The 16,719-nt window shown below is 70.8% G+C and carries 17 protein-coding genes; 8 read left to right on the top strand and 9 right to left on the bottom strand.

What is annotated here, in order from left to right:
- The first annotated feature begins 71 nt into the window (after positions 1-71).
- Complete coding sequence (locus QMG73_RS04145; RefSeq protein WP_281892539.1) at positions 72-695, top strand: O-methyltransferase; 624 nt, start codon at positions 72-74, stop codon at positions 693-695.
- Between the two features lie 10 nt (positions 696-705).
- Here QMG73_RS04145 and QMG73_RS04140 read toward each other — a convergent pair whose 3' ends face one another.
- Together QMG73_RS04140 and QMG73_RS04135 are read right to left on the bottom strand one after the other, a co-directional pair.
- Positions 706-2,151, bottom strand: a complete 1,446-nt coding sequence (locus tag QMG73_RS04140; protein ID WP_407676745.1) for a leucyl aminopeptidase family protein — start codon at positions 2,149-2,151, stop codon at positions 706-708.
- An 82-nt stretch (positions 2,152-2,233) separates the two neighbouring features.
- Positions 2,234-2,401, bottom strand: coding sequence for a DUF3117 domain-containing protein (locus QMG73_RS04135; RefSeq protein WP_007455245.1), 168 nt, complete (start codon positions 2,399-2,401; stop codon positions 2,234-2,236).
- Between the two features lie 192 nt (positions 2,402-2,593).
- On the opposite strand from QMG73_RS04135, the gene QMG73_RS04130 reads away from it, so the two are divergent.
- On the top strand, positions 2,594-3,391 hold the full coding sequence (locus tag QMG73_RS04130) for a PaaX family transcriptional regulator (RefSeq protein WP_281892538.1): 798 nt from the start codon (positions 2,594-2,596) through the stop codon (positions 3,389-3,391).
- A gap of 4 nt (positions 3,392-3,395) precedes the next feature.
- Entirely contained in the window at positions 3,396-4,187 is a 792-nt protein-coding gene (locus QMG73_RS04125; RefSeq protein ID WP_281892537.1) for an enoyl-CoA hydratase-related protein, read from the top strand.
- A gap of 4 nt (positions 4,188-4,191) precedes the next feature.
- Here the strand turns inward: QMG73_RS04125 and QMG73_RS04120 are convergent, their stop codons facing one another.
- The 4 genes from QMG73_RS04120 to QMG73_RS04105 all read right to left on the bottom strand — a co-directional run bounded on the left by QMG73_RS04120 (position 4,192) and on the right by QMG73_RS04105 (position 6,637).
- Positions 4,192-4,776 (bottom strand): hypothetical protein, encoded by a 585-nt coding sequence (locus QMG73_RS04120; protein ID WP_281892536.1) that lies wholly within the window; start codon positions 4,774-4,776, stop codon positions 4,192-4,194.
- Positions 4,777-4,789: 13 nt separating this feature from the next.
- Positions 4,790-5,362, bottom strand: a complete 573-nt coding sequence (locus QMG73_RS04115; protein WP_281892535.1) for a DNA-3-methyladenine glycosylase I — start codon at positions 5,360-5,362, stop codon at positions 4,790-4,792.
- Complete coding sequence (locus QMG73_RS04110) at positions 5,362-5,856, bottom strand: SRPBCC family protein (protein ID WP_281892534.1); 495 nt, start codon at positions 5,854-5,856, stop codon at positions 5,362-5,364. Before QMG73_RS04110 ends, QMG73_RS04115 begins: the two co-directional genes overlap by 1 nt.
- 121 nt (positions 5,857-5,977) lie before the next feature.
- A complete protein-coding gene (locus QMG73_RS04105) occupies positions 5,978-6,637 on the bottom strand; it encodes a DivIVA domain-containing protein (RefSeq protein WP_281892532.1) in 660 nt (219 codons plus the stop codon).
- A gap of 282 nt (positions 6,638-6,919) precedes the next feature.
- Here QMG73_RS04105 and folP point away from each other — a divergent pair, with 282 nt between their 5' ends.
- Positions 6,920-7,732, top strand: a complete 813-nt coding sequence (folP, locus tag QMG73_RS04100; protein ID WP_281892641.1) for a dihydropteroate synthase — start codon at positions 6,920-6,922, stop codon at positions 7,730-7,732.
- 9 nt (positions 7,733-7,741) lie between these two features.
- On the opposite strand, the gene ndhC is transcribed toward folP, so the two are convergent.
- Entirely contained in the window at positions 7,742-8,119 is a 378-nt protein-coding gene (gene ndhC, locus QMG73_RS04095; protein WP_265249816.1) for an NADH-quinone oxidoreductase subunit A, read from the bottom strand.
- Between the two features lie 144 nt (positions 8,120-8,263).
- Between ndhC and QMG73_RS04090 the strand changes: the two genes are divergently transcribed.
- Positions 8,264-10,111: a 2-oxoacid:acceptor oxidoreductase subunit alpha gene (locus QMG73_RS04090; protein ID WP_281892531.1), complete on the top strand. Its 1,848-nt coding sequence runs from the start codon at positions 8,264-8,266 to the stop codon at positions 10,109-10,111.
- Complete coding sequence (locus tag QMG73_RS04085; protein ID WP_281892529.1) at positions 10,104-11,138, top strand: 2-oxoacid:ferredoxin oxidoreductase subunit beta; 1,035 nt, start codon at positions 10,104-10,106, stop codon at positions 11,136-11,138. Before QMG73_RS04090 ends, QMG73_RS04085 begins: the two co-directional genes overlap by 8 nt.
- Positions 11,139-11,148: 10 nt before the next feature.
- Here the strand turns inward: QMG73_RS04085 and QMG73_RS04080 are convergent, their stop codons facing one another.
- Positions 11,149-11,388 carry a hypothetical protein gene (locus QMG73_RS04080; protein WP_265249814.1) on the bottom strand — a complete coding sequence of 80 codons (240 nt, stop codon included), beginning with the start codon at positions 11,386-11,388 and terminating at the stop codon, positions 11,149-11,151.
- A gap of 137 nt (positions 11,389-11,525) precedes the next feature.
- On the opposite strand from QMG73_RS04080, the gene QMG73_RS04075 reads away from it, so the two are divergent.
- A complete protein-coding gene (locus QMG73_RS04075; protein WP_281892527.1) occupies positions 11,526-13,124 on the top strand; it encodes a glycoside hydrolase family 10 protein in 1,599 nt (532 codons plus the stop codon).
- Positions 13,125-13,282: 158 nt separating this feature from the next.
- Entirely contained in the window at positions 13,283-13,783 is a 501-nt protein-coding gene (locus QMG73_RS04070) for a phospholipase (RefSeq protein ID WP_281892525.1), read from the top strand.
- A gap of 16 nt (positions 13,784-13,799) precedes the next feature.
- On the opposite strand, the gene QMG73_RS04065 is transcribed toward QMG73_RS04070, so the two are convergent.
- Complete coding sequence (locus tag QMG73_RS04065; protein ID WP_281892524.1) at positions 13,800-16,544, bottom strand: adenylate/guanylate cyclase domain-containing protein; 2,745 nt, start codon at positions 16,542-16,544, stop codon at positions 13,800-13,802.
- Between the last annotated feature and the right edge of the window lie 175 nt (positions 16,545-16,719).

The raw sequence follows: 16,719 nt of genomic DNA, 5'->3' as shown, positions 1-16,719 counted from the left end.
TAGGCTGATACCTCGACGGTACCCGCCGCAGGAGGTTCGCCATCACAACTGTCGCTCGCTTTGGCGGTCAGTTGACCGCGCAGGCGCTCCAATTCGCGGAGGGCTACGTCGCGGAAGACATCGTCGTTCAGACCGCGCGAACTCTGGCGCGCGAGGTGGGACTGATCGCCGTCGCGCCCGGTGCGGGGGCCGCGCTCCGGCTGCTCGCGGCCGCCGGCAGCGCCCGCGCGGTGGTCGAGATCGGCACCGGCACCGGCGTCAGCGGCGTGTGGTTGCTGCGCGGTATGCGGCCCGATGGGGTACTGACGACGATCGACGTGGAAAACGAGCACCAGCGGATCGCCAAACGGATCTTCACGGAGGCCGGGTTCGCCCCGTCGCGTACCCGGATCATCACCGGCCGGGCGCTCGACGTGCTGCCACGGCTGGCCGACGGCGTGTACGACATGGTGTTCGTCGACGCCGACGCCGCCGAGTACGGCGCCTGTGTCGACGCGGCGGGCCGGCTGCTGCGGCCGGGCGGCATCCTGGCGCTCAACGGCGCGCTGGCCGGTGGGCGGATCGGCGACCCAGCCGCCCGCGACCTGGAGACCGTGACGATCCGCGAGGTCGTCAAGGCGGTCCGGGAGTCCGACGACTGGATCTCCGCGCTGCTGCCGACCGGCGAGGGCCTGCTGACCGCGATCAGGCGTTAGAGGATCAGGGCTAGAGGCTGGCCAGCCAGCGCAGGAGGGTGCGGACGCCCCAGCCGGTGGCGCCCTTGGAGAGGTCGCCGTCGGCCGCGTCTGCCCACGATGGAGCCGACATGTCGACGTGCAGCCAGCGGTCGCGCAGGTCGCCGGTGAACTCGCGCAGGTACAGCGCGGCGGTCACCGACGAGGCGCCCCGGTCGGCGTAGCTCAGCAGGTCAGCGATGTCGCTGCCCAGGTACTCGACGTAGTCGGCGGTCAGCGGCATCCGCCACGCCTGCTCGCCGGCTTCGCCAGCGGCGGAGATGACGGCATCGGCCAGGGCGTCGTTGTCGCTGTAGACGGCCGCCGTGCGCCTGCCCAGGGCGATGGCGTTCGCGCCGGTCAGCGTCGCGAGATCGATCAGCAGATCGGGCGCTAGGCGCCGCACCGCGTACACGAGGGCGTCGGCGACCACCAGCCGTCCCTCGGCGTCGGAGTTGGTCGACTCGCTGGTCAGGCCGCCGTAATGGCGTACGACGTCGCCCGGGCGGAACGCCGACCCGCTCACCATGTTCTCCGCGAGCGGCGCTAGCGCGGTGACGCGTACCGGCAACTGGAGCTCGGCGGCGGCCAGCGTCGCGGCGACGATCGCCGCGGCACCGCCCATGTCTTTGCGCATGAGCTTCATGCCGTCGACCGGCTTGATGGAGATGCCGCCGGTGTCGAAGGTGATGCCCTTGCCGACGAGCACCACGTGGGTGCGCGACGTGGGTGGCTGCCAGCTCAGCTCGACCAGGCGCGGACCGCGCACCGAGCCGCCGCCAACGGCGAGGATGCCGCCGAAGCCTTCGGCGGCAAGCTGATCGGGTTCCCGGACCGAGACCGTGACGCCGGGGCGCCCGGTGGCGGCCGCGCTGATCTCGTTCGCGAGCCAGTCAGGGCCTTTGATTGACGACGGCATGTTGGTCAGGTCGCGGGCGAAGAGGGTGGCCTCCACGGTGACGCGGGCGGTCTCCAGGATCGCCGCGTACCGGTCCGGATCATCGACCGCGATCGTCACCTCGGGACCGGCGGTCGCCGAGTCGTCGCCGGGCATCCGGAACGTGTACCCCGCCAGCCACAGCCCCTCGGCCAGCCCGCGGACGGCCTCCTGGCCGGCATCGGCCGGCATCGCTACCGTGATCGACGTCTCAGCGGTGACGGCCCTGCTGACGGCGGCTCCGGCGGCCCGCCAGCCCGCCTCGTCGCCGCTTCCCACACCGGCCAGCACGAGAGACACGGGGGTGCGCAGTGGCCGGGCGAGCACCTGGACAGTGCCCGCCGCGCCGGCGTCGGTGGCCTCCGCGAGGAGGGCGGCCGCCTCGGCACGCACGTCGTCGGAGATGGACAGAGCGGTCTCCGACAGGATGGCACCGGGGAGCACCGGCAGGACGAGGGTCCGCTCGGCGCTGGGCTGCGCCGCGACGCGAATGGGCTGCACGCCGGGAGTACCTCCAGGATCTTGACACAGAGGTCCGCCGGCGCGGCCACGCTGCCGCGCCGGCGGGCTTGTTGCGTATCGGCTAGCCGGCGGCGGCCTTCAGCGCGTCACCGAGCGCGTTCGCCTCGTCGGGAGTCATCTCGACGACGAGCCGGCCACCACCCTCCAGCGGAACCCGCATGACGATGCCCCGGCCCTCCTTGGTGACCTCCAGCGGACCGTCGCCCGTCCGCGGCTTCATCGCCGCCATGTTGTCTCCCCTCAGACCTCTAAACCAGGGTCGGTGGGTTTCCCCACAGCCACTTCGTCGGCGCCACCGCGCTCACGGCCCGCGGTGCCGACCAACGATTTTCCCTGATGAACACCGCTGGACCCAAACTGAAGCGGGATTGATGTGACAGCATCTAGCTTATCCTGTATTTCGCTGTCACAATGTCCCGTCATGCAGGCACGGTCCGCCCTCTTCGATCTCTATGGCGACTACTTGCGCCAGCGGGGTGGGCGCGCGCCGGTTGCCGCCCTGGTCAGGCTGCTCTCACCGCTCGGGATCGCGGCTCCGGCGGTACGGACCGCAGTGTCCCGTATGGTGCGTCAAGGGTGGCTTCATCCGCTACGGCTTTCCACGGGCCCGGGGTACGGATTGACCGCCAAAGCGGCTCGCCGGCTGGACGAAGCGGCTACCCGGATTTACCGGACTGGAAAGATCAACTGGGACGGTCGGTTCGATCTCATCGTCCTGGAGCCACCTTCGGCGCGCCGCGACCGGCAGCGGCTGGCCGCCAACCTCTCGTATCTCGGGTACGGGATGCTCGGCGAGCACACCTGGGTGGCGCCCCGGCCCGGCGAAGACGTCGACGGGCTGCTGAATGAGGCCGGGCTGCGGTACGAGCGGTTCACCGCCAGCCACGCGATGGGCGGCGCGGGTGCCATGGGGGTGGTGCGGCGCGCCTGGGACCTGGGTGAGATCGGTGCGGCGTACGAGCGCTTCGTCGGCGATCACCGCGACCTCCTCGCGCAGGTCACCGCGCGCAGCAGCGACGAGGAGGCGTACGCGGCGCGGTTCCGGCTGGTGCACGCGTGGCGTAACTTCCTGTTCCGGGACCCGCAACTGCCGCCAGCCCTGCTGCCCGAGCGGTGGGCCGGCGCCACGGCGGCGTCGTTCTTCGACCGGCACGCGGCCCGGCTGCGCCCCGCCGCCGACCGGTACGTGGATCTCTGCCTGGACCACAAGAAAGGCTGACACCGTGAGTGAGCCGCTGCTCGTCGAGCGCACCGACGCCGTCGTGACCGTGACGCTCAACCGCCCCGAGTCGATGAACTCGCTCGACACGGCGCTCAAGGAGGCCCTCCGGGACGCGCTCGCCGACCTGGAGCGCGATCGCACCTGCCGCGCCGTGGTGCTGACAGGTGCCGGACGGGCGTTCTGCGTCGGGCAGGACCTGCGCGAGCACGTGGCCACCCTGGAATCCGGCACGATCGACCCGCTGCACACGGTCCGCGCGCACTACAACCCGATCGCGTCGACGCTCGCCAACATGCCCAAACCCGTGGTCGCCGCGGTTCGCGGGATGGCCGCTGGCGCCGGTGCGTCGCTGGCCTTCCTCGCCGACTTCCGGATCGGCGGACCCAAGACCGCGTTCCTCATGGCGTTCGCCAACGTCGGGCTGGCCGCCGACACCGGCGCGTCCTGGTCGCTGCCGCGGCTCGTCGGGCACGCCAAGGCGATCGAGCTGCTGATGCTCGCCCAGCCCGTACCGGCCGACGAGGCGCAGCGGCTGGGCCTGCTCACCACGCTGCTGGACGACGACGAGCAAGTGCTGCCCGCCGCTCAGGAACTGGCCGCCCGGCTGGCGAGCGGGCCGACCGTGGCGTACGGGGCGATCAAGCGGCAGCTCTCGGTGGGCGATGCCGGCACGCTGTCCGAGGCGCTGGCGGCGGAGGCTCAGGCGCAGGCGATCTGCGGCGCGACGGCCGACCACCGCCAGGCGACGGCGGCCTTCGTGGCCAAGCAGAAGCCCACGTTCACCGGCGCGTAAGTCGCTACTCGTCCTCGTCGTCTTCTTCGGGGTCGAGGTTGGCCTCTTCGCCCAGTACGAACGCCTGCATCGCCAGCTCGTCGCCGGACGGTGACACGAACGTGGGCAGTTCCCGGGGGCCCAGCTCCATGACGTACGACCAGAAGAGGCGCACCGCCTCGGCCGGGGTGGACGCCTCGATCGGCAGGTCGAGGCTCACCATCCAGGTGTGGCGGTCGGCCGGGGGCGGTACCTGGCCGGCGAGCTCGCGGTAGGTCTCGTCGTCGAGGCGGGTCACCGGGCCGGTGATCGCGAGCCTTCCGGCGGGCACCGGCTCGTCGAAGCTGCGCCGCAGGTACCGGACGACCAGCGGCCCCGGTCCGTCACCGGCCGGCTCGGGGTCGTCGGGGTCGTACTCGTCGGCGGCGCTCGGCACGACCCGGCCCATCGCCACCACGCCGGGATGCTCGCGGCCGGCCACCACCAGCACGTCGTCGCCGGTGGCCGGGCGCTCGGGCCCTTCCAGGCCGGTCAGCTCCAGTGTGTCGTGGTGGAACAGCCGCTCCGCCTGGTGCCTTTCATCGGAGATCACCACCGCCCACTGCGCCATGCCCGCAATCTCATCACGGGGTGGACACGTGGCAGCCGGCGAGGTGGTCGTCGACCATCCCGGTCGCCTGCATCAGCGCGTACGCCGTGGTGGGGCCCACGAACCGGAACCCGGCCTTCTTCAGGGCCTTGGCCATCGCCGTGGACTCCGGGGTGATCGCGGGCACCTCGGCGAACGAGCGCGGGCGCTTCGTGCGGGGCGGCGGCGCGAACGACCACAGCAGCGCCGCCAGCCCGTCGGGCAGGTCGAGTGCCGCTCGCGCGTTGTGTATCGCCGCCTCGATCTTGGCGCGGTTACGCACGATGCCCGCATCGCCCAGCAGCCGGTCGACGTCGGACTCGCCGTACTTGGCCACGGTCTCGATGTGGAACCGGTCGAAAGCCGCGCGGAACGCCTCGCGCTTGCGCAGGATCGTCAGCCACGACAGGCCAGACTGGAACGCTTCCAGACTGATCTTCTCGAAGAGCGGGTCGTCGCCACGGACCGGCTTGCCCCACTCGTCGTCGTGATAGCGCGCGTACTCCGGGGTGCTCGCGCCCCAGCCGCAGCGGGCCAGCCCGTCGGCCCCCGTGATCAGGTCGCTCACTAGATCTCGCCCGCCTCGACCAGCCGAGCGAACTTCTTCAACGCCTGCGTCAGGCTGACCTTGGAGCCGGGCCACAGCACGGGCCACGCCACCCGGCCAGCGATGCCGCCGGGCAGGTGGAACCACTCGTGCCACACCACCTGGGTGCGGTCGCGGTCCATCTGGGTACAGCGCAGCACGCCCGGGCCGCGCAGGAGCTTGCCGCAGTGCACGACGCGTACCTCGTACGGCCGATCGAGCCGCACCACCCGCATCTCGTCGCGCAGCACCGCCGGGCCGACCGTGGTGACCGCCTCGACCAGGCTGCCCTCACCACCATCGCCCTCGACCACGCGGACCCGGGTGAACGGGATCCAGTCGGACTGCCGCTCCCATGCCGTGAACGCGTCGAACACCCGGTGCGCCGGCGCATTGACGATCACGGTTGCGGTGACCTCGCCCGCGCCCGGCTGCGCGGCGGCGCGCAACTCGTCGGCCGAATCGGCCCCGGTCATGCGCCGCCGCCCGCAGCCGGCCCGGAGTCGAGGGAGCGCAGCGACCGAGCGCAGGGTCGGCTACAGGGCGGCTCAAAGGGCGCATGACCCGCGCGAGCGGAGGGAGCGCCAGTTGGCGGGGTCACGGGCGGGCCGGCGGCTCGTCGCCGGCAGGCGTGTCGTCGGCGGGTGCGCTACCCGCGTCGCCGTCCCGGTCGTCGTCGGTCTCGGCCTTGGCGGCCGGCTCGTGCTCCGGCTCGGCCTGCTCGGCCGGCGCTGTCTCAACTGGCGCTGTCTCAACACGCGCTGTGTCGGTGGGCTCCTCCTTCGGCGGCACCTCGTCACGCGGCGCCAGCCCGCCAGGCGTACCCAGATTGACCTCGCCGAGGTCGACGAAGCCCTCGCCGCGGGGTCGCTCGCCGCCGGCGCCGACCGCGGCCGGCACCAGCGCGGCCTCGCGGGCCCGGCGCAGCACGTCGGCGTCGGTGGTGCGGCCCTCGCGCAGCGCGACGACCTCCGCCTCCAGCACGCCGATCAGCTCGTCCTTGTATCCGATGTCATATGCCGCGCGCCGCAGCGCCTGGTCGACCTGAGCCATCCGGTAGCCCCGGACGGTCGTGTCGAACCGCACCGCCGACACATCGGACTCGAGCAGCGGCCTGCTGCCCGGCAGCGGCACGGACCTGCCGTCTGGCTCGACCGCGCCGAGCGCGGGATCGCCCCCCGTGACGAGCACGGTGACGCCGAAGACCACCGCGGCGACGGTCAGCGCCACGACCACGAGGAGGAGTACCTGACCCATAGACCGATCGTGGCATGACGCGGCGGGCAGGGCGACCCCGCCACCCCGGGTTAAGAGCCTGTTGGTAAATCTGCGATCGGCCGCGCCGGGCCCAGACGACGACCGGCCGCGCCGGACGGAAGGTCACATACAACACCGGTATGCGACCTTCCGTCCGACTTGCCGGACGCCGCCTGGACCTCGCCGCAGCTCGACCGCAGACTCACCAACAGGCTCTAACGTGATCGCGTGACTGATCTGCGCCTCGGGGCACGAACGTTCGGGCCCGGCGAGTTGGCCGTGATGGCGATCGTGAACCGCACGCCCGACTCGTTCTACGACCGTGGCGCCACGTTCGCGGCCGACGCGGCGCTGCGCGCGGTCGCTCATGCTGTCGCCGAGGGCGCGGACATCATCGACATCGGCGGGGTCAAGGCCGGTCCCGGACCGGACGTCGACATCACCGAGGAGATCCGCCGCACCGTCGACACGATCGCGGCGGTCCGCGCCGAGTTCCCGGAGATCGTCATCTCCATCGACACGTGGCGGTCGGAGGTCGCGGTCGAGGCGGTCGCGGCCGGCGCCGACCTGCTCAACGACACGTGGGCGGGGCCGGACCCGCGGCTCGCGGAGGTCGCCGCCGCCACCGGGGTCGGGTTGGTCTGCGCGCACGCGGGCGGGCTCAGACCACGGACGCGGTTGCACCGGGCCGCGTACACGGACGTCGTGGCCGATGTGATCGGGACGGTCACCGGCCTCGCCGAGCGCGCGGTGGCCCTGGGGGTACGCCGGGACGGCATCCTGATCGACCCGGCGCACGACTTCGGCAAGAACACCCGGCACTCGCTGGAGGTGACCCGGCGGCTCGGCGAGCTGGTGGCGACGGGCTGGCCGGTACTGGTGGCGCTCTCGAACAAGGACTTCATCGGGGAGACCCTCGACGTGCCGGTCGACGAGCGGGTCTCGGGCACGCTCGCCGCGACCGCGGTCTCCGCCTGGCAGGGCGCCCGGGTCTTCCGGGCCCACCAGGTGCGGCAGACCCGTCAGGTGCTCGACATGGTGGCCGCGATCAGGGGCGACCGCCAGCCGGCAGTCTCCCGCCGAGGGCTCGCCTAGGAAGAGGCTCTAGGTCCAGGTCAGGATGCGCTTGCGCCAGGCGTACAGGATGCCGAGCGCGAGGACGGCCACGAAGATCGCCATCTCGACCACGGTGGTCGCCCCGAAACCGGGTCGGTCGAAGATCACAGCCCACGGGAAGAGGAACACCGCCTCGACCGCGAAAAGCACATAAAGGTACGCGTAGACGTAATAGCGGATCTGCGCCTGTGCCCAATCGCCGCCCACCGGGTCGACGCCGCACTCGTACGTCTCGCGCTTGCCGATCGGCTCGGCGGGGCTGGCCGGGCGCAACAGCCTGTTGGCCGAGAAGGCGCCCACGAAGACCACGACGCTGGCGAGCAGCAGCAGCCCGAGCGTCGCGTACGACCCGAGATAACCGGCCACCAACGGAGCGTACCCGTGATCTAGCTAACGGGGGGACGATAGGGGTGCCCATCAGGCGGACCGGGGGTCAGGATCACCTAAGTCTTCGACGTACGCTCTTTGGTGGACAACAGGACGCGGGGCACGCAAGGAGGTCAGAGGTCAGTGACCAAGCAGGTTCGCCAGCTCGATCGGGTGGTCATCCGCTTCGCTGGCGACTCAGGCGACGGCATGCAGCTCACCGGAGACCGGTTCACCTCGGAGACCGCCCAGCTCGGCAACGATATCTCCACGCTGCCCAACTTCCCCGCCGAGATCCGCGCGCCCGCCGGCACCTTGCCCGGTGTGTCCAGCTTCCAGGTGCACTTCGCCGATTACGACATTCTGACCCCGGGTGACGCGCCGAACGTACTTGTCGCGATGAACCCGGCGGCCCTCAAGGCCAACGTGGGCGACCTGCCGCGCGGCGCCGCCATCATCGTCAACACAGACGAGTTCACCAAGCGCAACCTGGCCAAGGTCGGCTACACGGTGAGCCCGCTCGAAGACGGATCGCTCGAGGGATACTCCGTGCACCCGGTGGGCCTGACGAGCATGACCGTGGGCGCCCTCGCCGACCACGACGTATCGAAGAAGGACGCCGAGCGCGCGAAGAACATGTTCGCCCTCGGGCTGCTCTCGTGGATGTACTCGCGGCCGTACGAGTCGACGATCACCTTCCTGGAGCGCAAGTTCGCCGCGCGGCCCGAGCTGGTCAGCGCCAACATCGCCGCGTTCAAGGCCGGCTGGAACTTCGGCGAGACCACGGAAGACTTCGCCGTGCGGTACGAGGTCAAGCCAGCCAAGATGCCACCCGGCACCTACCGCAACATCACCGGCAATGCGGCCCTCGCGCTCGGCATCGTCGCGAGCGCGGTGCGGTCGAAGCTGCCGGTCTTCCTCGGCGCCTACCCGATCACCCCGGCGTCCGACATCCTGCACGAGCTGAGCAAGCACAAGCGGTTCGGCATCACGACCATGCAGGCCGAAGACGAGATCGCCGCGATCGGGGCGACGCTCGGTGCGGCGTACGGCGGCGCGCTGGGCATCACCACGACGAGCGGCCCGGGCGTGGCGCTCAAGGGCGAGACGATCTCGCTGGCGGTGGCGCTGGAGCTGCCGCTCGTCATCGTCGACGTGCAGCGGGCCGGCCCGTCCACGGGCATGCCGACCAAGACCGAGCAGGCCGACCTCAACATGGCGCTCTTCGGGCGCCACGGCGAGGCACCGGTCGCGGTGATCGCCCCGAAGTCGCCCTCCGACTGCTTCCACGCGATCATCGAGGCGTCCCGGATCGCGCTGACCCACCGCACGCCGGTGATCCTGCTGTCCGACAACTACGTCGCCAACGGCTCCGAGCCGTGGCTGCTGCCCGACGTCGAGTCGCTGCCCGACCTGACCGTCGAGTTCGCGACCGCGCCGAACGGGGAGGACGGCACCACCTTCCTGCCGTACCTGCGTGACCCGGAGACGCTGGCCCGGCCGTGGGCGATTCCCGGCACCGCGGGGCTGGAGCACCGCATCGGCGGCCTGGAAAAGGCAGACAAGACCGGCGACATTTCGTACGACCCGGGCAACCACGACTTCATGGTGCGCACCCGGGCCGCCCGCATCGAGGCGATCCAGGTGCCTGACGTCGAGGTGGAGGACCCCGACGGCGAGGCCCGCGTGCTCGTACTCGGATGGGGCTCGACCTACGGGCCCATCGGCGCCGCCTGCCGGGCGCTGCGCCAGCGCGGGCACTCCGTCGCCCAGGCTCACCTGCGCCACCTCGCGCCGATGCCGGGCAACCTCGGCGAGGTGCTGGGGAGCTACGACCGCGTGGTCATCCCGGAGATGAACCTCGGGCAGCTCGCCCACGTCATCCGGGCCCGCTACCTGGTCGACGCCATCCCCTACAACAAGGTTCGCGGTCTCCCGTTCACCGCCGCTGAGCTGGAGTCCATGCTGGAGGACGTGGTCAAGAATGGCTGAGCCGGTCGCCGTCAAGTTGACGATTAAGGACTTCAAGTCCGACCAGGAGGTGCGCTGGTGCCCGGGCTGCGGTGACTACGCGATCCTCGCCGCCGTCCAGTCGTTCATGCCGGAGCTGGGCATCCCGCGCGAGCGGATCGTGTTCGTCTCCGGGATCGGCTGCTCCTCGCGCTTCCCGTACTACATGAACACGTACGGCCTGCACTCGATCCATGGGCGGGCGCCGGCGATCGCCACCGGCCTCTCGGTGAGCCGGCCCGACCTGTCGGTCTGGGTGGTCACGGGTGACGGCGACGCGCTGTCGATCGGCGGCAACCACCTCATCCACGCGCTGCGCCGCAACGTCAACCTCAAGATCCTGCTCTTCAACAACCGGATCTACGGCCTGACCAAGGGGCAGTACTCGCCGACCTCTGAGCTAGGAAAGATCACCAAGTCGACGCCGGTGGGCTCGGCGGACTCGCCGTTCAACCCGCTGTCGCTGGCGCTCGGTGCCGAGGCGACGTTCGTGGCCCGCACGATCGACTCCGACCGCAAGCACCTCCAGTCGGTGCTGCGGGCGGCCGCCGAGCACGAGGGCTCCGCGTTCGTGGAGATCTACCAGAACTGCAACATCTTCAACGACGGCGCGTTCGACGAGCTCAAGGACGCGGGCACGCGCGATGACTACCTGATCCGCCTGGAGCACGGCCAGCCGATCACCTTCGGCAAGGACGGGCAGTTCTGCGTCGTGCACCCGCCGGGTGGTTTCGGGCTGGAGGTACGCGAGACGGCCTCGGTGTCGCCCGCCGACATCGTGGTGCACGACGCGGGTGTAGCCGAGCCGGCTTACGCGTTCGCCCTCTCCCGGCTGCCGGGAGAGGACCTGCGCAACACGCCGATCGGCGTCTTCCGCCAAGTGCCGCGCCCGTCCTACGACAACCTGGTGCACTCCCAGGTCGAGGCGGCCAAGGCGAAGGCAACAGGCACCCCGGAGGAGCAGCTCGCCGGGCTGCTCACCTCCGGCGATACCTGGACGATCATCTAGGCGAAGCGGGTCAGCGGGTGCGCTGGCGATAGGTTGTCGCGGCCGCCTCGATGCGGCGGCGGGTCCTCGTGTCACGGGAAAGGGCACGCTTGCCCTTCTGGTACAGGTAGACACCGCCGCCGATGACGGCCGCGCCGACGATCACGTAAACGGCGACCCCGATCAGCGCCTTGAGCAGCGCGATCGCGATCCACCCCACCGCCACCGTCGCGACGATGGCGGCTGCGGTCCAGGCCAGGAAACGTCCCATGGATCCAGAGTGCGCCTGCTTCGCAACCCGCGACATCGGGGGAAAACCCTAGACCCTCTTGCGCACGGCGGCCGGTTGTGAAAATTTCCTTCTGAATAGGTACGTCTAGGTGGCGGATGTTGACGGAAGGAGTCCCGATGGGTCGACTGCGAGCCGCGCTCGTCGCGGCGGCGCTGGTGAGCGGCGGCCTCGTGGTGGCCGCGCCGGCCAGCGCCGCGCCGATCGCGCAGGTTGAGGCGTCGCAGGCGTGCGCGCCGAACCTCGCCACGCCGAAGCGGCAGCTGCGAGCGATGTGGATCGCCAGCGTCGCCAACATCGACTGGCCCAGCGCGCCGGGCCAGACCGAGGAGAAGCTCAAGGCCGAGTACCTGGGCTGGCTCGACCTGGCGCAGCGGCTCAACCACAACGCGGTGATCGTGCAGATCCGGCCGACGGCGGACGCGTTCTGGCCGTCGCCGTACGAGCCGTGGTCGGAGTGGCTCACCGGCGCGCGGGACGGTGTCTCGCCCGGCTGGGATCCGCTGGCGTTCCTGGTAGAGGAGTCACACAAGCGGAACCTCGAGTTCCACGCCTGGTTCAACCCGTACCGGATCTCCATGCCGCAGGGCGCCGCCGCCGATATCAACAAGCTCGCGCCCAACCACCCGGTGCGCCAGCACCCGGACTGGGCGGTCGCCTACCCGGTCAACGCGGCCGGCTCCCGCCTGTACTACAACCCGGGCATTCCCGAGGTCCGGCAGTTCGTGCAGAAGGCGATGATGGACGCGGTGCTCAGGTACGACATCGACGCCGTCCACTTCGACGACTACTTCTACCCGTACCCGGTCGCCGGCCAGGATTATGCCGACGCCGCGACGTTCGAGCAGTACGGTGCCGGCTTCACGAACAAGGCGGACTGGCGGCGGAACAACATCGACCTGCTGGTCCAGGAGTTCGGCGCGAAGGTCAAGGCGGCCAAGCCGTGGGTGAAGTTCGGCGTCAGCCCGTTCGGCATCTGGCGGAACAAGGCCGCTGACCCGCTCGGCTCCGACACCAACGGCACGCAGTCGTACGAGGCGAACTTCGCGGACACCCGAAAGTGGGTCAAGGAGGAGTGGATCGACTACATCCTCCCCCAGATCTACTGGAACATCGGGCTGGCCGTCGCCGACTACGCCAAGCTGGTGCCCTGGTGGGCCGACGTGGTCAAGGGCACGCGGGTGCAGCTCTACATCGGGCAGGCCGACTACAAGATCGGTGAGGTGGGCCAGCCGGCCGCGTGGCAGGACCCGGCGGAGATGTCCAAGCACCTGACCTTCAACCATGACTATCCGGAGGTCGCCGGCAACGTGCACTTCAGCGCGGTGCAGGTACGCCGGAACAAGCTCGGCGCCACCGACATCTACGCGGCCGAGCACTACTCCCGGCCGGCGCTGGTGCCGACGATGGCGCACCTGCCCAGCAAGCCACTGCTGTTCCCGGTGGTGACGCGGGCGTCCCGTACCGGCGACGGCGTCAAACTCAACTGGTTCCTGCCGCTCGGGCGCGCCACGTCGTACGCGGTCTACCGCTTCGACGGCATCAGCCTGCCGGGCAAATGCGGGCTCGCCGACGCCACCCACCTTCTCGGCACCGTGCGGGGCACGTCCTTCGTGGACCCGACCGCCGAGCGGGGCAAGCGGTACACGTACTACGTGACCGCACTGGACCGCACCTGGAACGAAGGCCCACCGTCGCCACCAGCGATAGTCGGCTGACCTCACCGCGGATGCCCCGGACCGATCGTCCGGGGCATCCGTCTATTTTCGCAGGTGACGCCAAAGATCAATCTTGCGTACAGATCGGCACGGGCCTATCCCTCGACACTGAAGGGCACCTGACCCACACAATGGGTCACCTTCGGGAGGGAAACGACATGTCCCGTCGGATCGCGATCACCCTCGCCGCCGCTCTCGTCACCGTCCTCGGCCTGGCCCAACCCGCCCTCGCCGCACCGGCAGACAAGATGACCGTCCTCGCCAGCTGGACGCAGACCAGTACCGCCAGCTACAACACCTGGAACTCCGCCCGCTCCAACCAGGGCGCCTGGACCGCGTACGGGTTCAACTGGTCGACGGACTACTGCTCGTCCAGCCCCGACAACCCGCTCGGGTTCGACTTCAAGCTGTCGTGCCACCGCCACGACTTCGGGTACCGCAACTACAAGGCCGTTGGGCAGTTCGACGCGAACAAGGCCCGGGTCGACAGCGCCTTCTACTCAGACCTCAAGCGCAAGTGCGCCGGGTACAACGCCGTCGTGCGCCCCGCGTGCCTCTCGCTCGCCTGGACGTACTACCAGGCCGTCAAGGCGTTTGGCAGCGTGGTGACCACCCAGTCCGACCTCGACCGGGCCGAGCGGCTCCTCCCGCAGGGCTGAGCCGCTTCACCGACGCCTAGGCCGCGAAGCGCGGTGAGCCGACCGCCATGTCGGGGTGGTCGACGGCCAGGGCCTCCTCGGCGGCTTCCTCCAGCGTGAGGGTGCCGCCTTCGGCGTACGCCTCGTCGAACGTGGCGTCTCCGAGGATCACGCGCACGGCGGCCTGGCGCTCGGCCCAGTACGGGCTGTAGATGCCGGGCGCGCTGCGCAGCTGCGACCGGGTCGCCTGCGCCGCACCGAACAGCCGAGCCGCCGTGCGGTGGTCGCCACCCAGCGCGCACCGCACGGCGATCGCGCTGATCGCGTCGCAGGCCCGGCTGTGGTACCCGTACGACATCCGCGAGCGCAGGGCCACCACCAGGTGGTCGTGCGCGGCCACCAGGTCACCGCGGCCCAGGGCCACCATGCCGAGCAGGAAGTCGACGCTGCGCCGGCCCCGCTCGGCCGCCCGGGACGCCTCGACCAGCCGGGCCGCGCCCAGCACGTCGGCCGCGTCGTCGAGCGCGCCGCGCTGCCACAGCAGCTCCGCGAGCGTGTACACGGCCAGCAGGGCGTCACCGGACGCGCCGCTGGTGCCCGCCCAGTCGATCACCTCACGGCAGGCCCGCTCGGCCTCGGTGTACTGGCCCATGTCGACCAAGGGTGCACCCCGCCCGGCCAGGACCCGGGCCAGCAGACCGGCATCGCCGGCCCGCCGGGCCGCACCCTCGGCACGCTGCGAGAACCGCAGCTCCTCGGCGAACTCGCCGTCGGCGCCGGCGTGCAGCGAGTGCATGTGGTACGCCGCCGCCAGCTCCGCCTCCGGGATCGACTCCCCGGTCTCCGCGATCCGGCCGTACAGGCGGAACAGCCACAGCCGGCCCTCCCGAGCCAGCCCGCGCTCGCGCCACCACTGGTCCAGGCCGCCCGCGATCTGCAGGCCGGCCCGCGCGCTGCCACCGGTGGCCGTCCACCGCAGCGCCGCCCGCAACTCGTCAGCGAGCGGGTCGAGGGCGTACAGCGACAGCGTCACCGGTCGCCCGTCGGTGCCCAGGTGTGCCTTCTGCAAGGCGTGCAAAGACCAGGCCACGTGCCGGTCGCGCGCCGCCTGCTCCTCACCGGCGTCGACCAGCCGGCGGGCCGCGTACGCCCGGATCGGGTCGAGCATCCGGTACGTGGTACCCGACGCGTGCGGCTCGGCCTGGATCATCGACTTGTCGACCAGTACCGCCAGCGGGTCCAGCGGATCGTCGTCAAGCAGCCACTCCACCGTCGGCAGGTCGACCGGCCCGGAGAACACCGCCAGCCACCGCAGCAGTCGCGCCGCCCGCGGTCCCAGCGTCCGGTACGACCACGTCACCGTCGCCTGCATCGTGGCGTGCCGCTGAGTCGTGGTACGCCTAGCCGCCGGCGCCGCCGGGCTCTTCGTCAGGTCGACGGTCGCCAACTGGCTGGCCACCCACCGGCCGTTACCGGCGTACGTCTGCTCCGGATCGTCACGCCCGGCGTCCAGCGTGCCCAGCACGTCGTCCAGCCGCTCGGCCAACTGCCCGGCCGACAGCACCCGCAACCGGGCCGCGGCCAGCTCGATCGCCAGCGGCAACCCGTCCAGCCGGGACACCACCCGCTGCATGTCGCTGGACTCCGCCAGCGCCACCGCCCGGCCACCACGGGCCTCGCGCGTGCGGTCGAGCAGCAACGCCACGGCGTCGCTGGGCCCGCCACCGGGCGAAGGGTCGACCGACAACGGCGGAATGCGCCACACCGTCTCACCCGGCACGCTGAACGGCTCGCGGCTGGTCGCCAGCACGCCCACGCCACGCCCACCGGTCAGCAACCGCGAAATGATCTCGGCCGAGGCGTTCAGCTGCGCGTCGCACGTGTCGAGCACCAGCAGCATCCGCCGGGACGCCGCGTACTCCACCAGCGTGTCGCTCATCGGCCGGCCCGGCTCCGGACGCAGGCCCAACACCGCGGCGATCGCGAACGCGACCAGCCCCGGGTCGGTCACCGTCGCCACGTCGACGAACCAGACCCCGTCCGGGTACTCGTCGACGAGCCCGCCCGCCACCTCCATGGCCAGCCGGGTCTTGCCCGCCCCACCGGCGCCGACCACCGTCACCAGCCGGTGCGTGGCCGTCAGGCTGGTCAGCTCGGACCGCTCGGCGAACCGCCCCACGAACGAGGTCACGTGATTGGGCAGGTTGTGGGAGCTGGCGTCGGTACGCGGGCGCGGGAACTGGCTCTCCAGCCCCGGCGCGACCAGCTGGAACAGCCGCTCCCGGTCGTCGAAGCCGCGCAGCCGGTGCAGGCCCAGGTCGAGCAGCGACGCCTGCGGTGGCAGTGGCGCCGCGTACCGGGCGGTGGCCGCCGAGCACAGCACCTGGCCACCGTGTGCCGCGGCGGCGATCCGCGCGGCGCGGTGCACCTCCGGGCTGGCGTACTCGCCGTTGACCGCCTCGGCCAGGCCCGTGTGCAGGCCCATCCGGACCTTCGGCACCGACTCCGGCGACGGCCAGTCGTGCGCTGACAGCGCCAACTGCGCCGTCATGCAGGCGTCGACCGCCGAGGCGGCGTCCGAAAAAGCGATGAAGAAGGAGTCACCCTCGGTGAACAGCTCCGTACCGTTGCTTTCGGACAAGGTACGGCGCAGCAACCGGCGGTGCTCACTCAAGACCGGCCGGTAGCCGGGACCGAGCATCTGGGCCATTCTCGTTGAGCCCTCGATGTCGGTGAACATGAAAGTCACCAGCCCACTCGGCAGGTGTGTCCGTGCCGACACGCGTGGAACCTCCGCCCCCCTGGAAGTGGGTTCATGCTGTCGTACCCCCGCAACCTGGCACATCGTAGAAACGGTCGACGCAGACCCACCCCAAGGTCGTATCACGGGGCGAGCGGGGCGTGGCGGGGGTGTTACGGCTGGGCTAACGACTACCGGCGGGCTGGGACGTGGTACG

The organism is Phytohabitans aurantiacus, assembly GCF_027923225.1.
Taxonomy (GTDB): Bacteria; Actinomycetota; Actinomycetes; order Mycobacteriales; family Micromonosporaceae; genus Phytohabitans; species Phytohabitans aurantiacus.
This window is presented reverse-complemented; position numbering and strand designations above follow the sequence as displayed.

Bases quoted from the DNA above. Each gene is read 5' to 3' on its own strand.
- QMG73_RS04135 (WP_007455245.1), bottom strand. From the start codon at position 2,401: ATGGCGGCGATGAAGCCGCGGACGGGCGACGGTCCGCTGGAGGTCACC.
- QMG73_RS04130 (WP_281892538.1), top strand. From the start codon at position 2,594: ATGCAGGCACGGTCCGCCCTCTTCGATCTCTATGGCGACTACTTGCGC.
- QMG73_RS04120 (WP_281892536.1), bottom strand. From the start codon at position 4,776: ATGGCGCAGTGGGCGGTGGTGATCTCCGATGAAAGGCACCAGGCGGAG.
- QMG73_RS04110 (WP_281892534.1), bottom strand. From the start codon at position 5,856: ATGACCGGGGCCGATTCGGCCGACGAGTTGCGCGCCGCCGCGCAGCCG.
- QMG73_RS04105 (WP_281892532.1), bottom strand. From the start codon at position 6,637: ATGGGTCAGGTACTCCTCCTCGTGGTCGTGGCGCTGACCGTCGCCGCG.
- folP (WP_281892641.1), top strand. From the start codon at position 6,920: ATGGCGATCGTGAACCGCACGCCCGACTCGTTCTACGACCGTGGCGCC.
- QMG73_RS04085 (WP_281892529.1), top strand. From the start codon at position 10,104: ATGGCTGAGCCGGTCGCCGTCAAGTTGACGATTAAGGACTTCAAGTCC.
- QMG73_RS04080 (WP_265249814.1), bottom strand. From the start codon at position 11,388: ATGGGACGTTTCCTGGCCTGGACCGCAGCCGCCATCGTCGCGACGGTG.
- QMG73_RS04075 (WP_281892527.1), top strand. From the start codon at position 11,526: ATGGGTCGACTGCGAGCCGCGCTCGTCGCGGCGGCGCTGGTGAGCGGC.
- QMG73_RS04070 (WP_281892525.1), top strand. From the start codon at position 13,283: ATGTCCCGTCGGATCGCGATCACCCTCGCCGCCGCTCTCGTCACCGTC.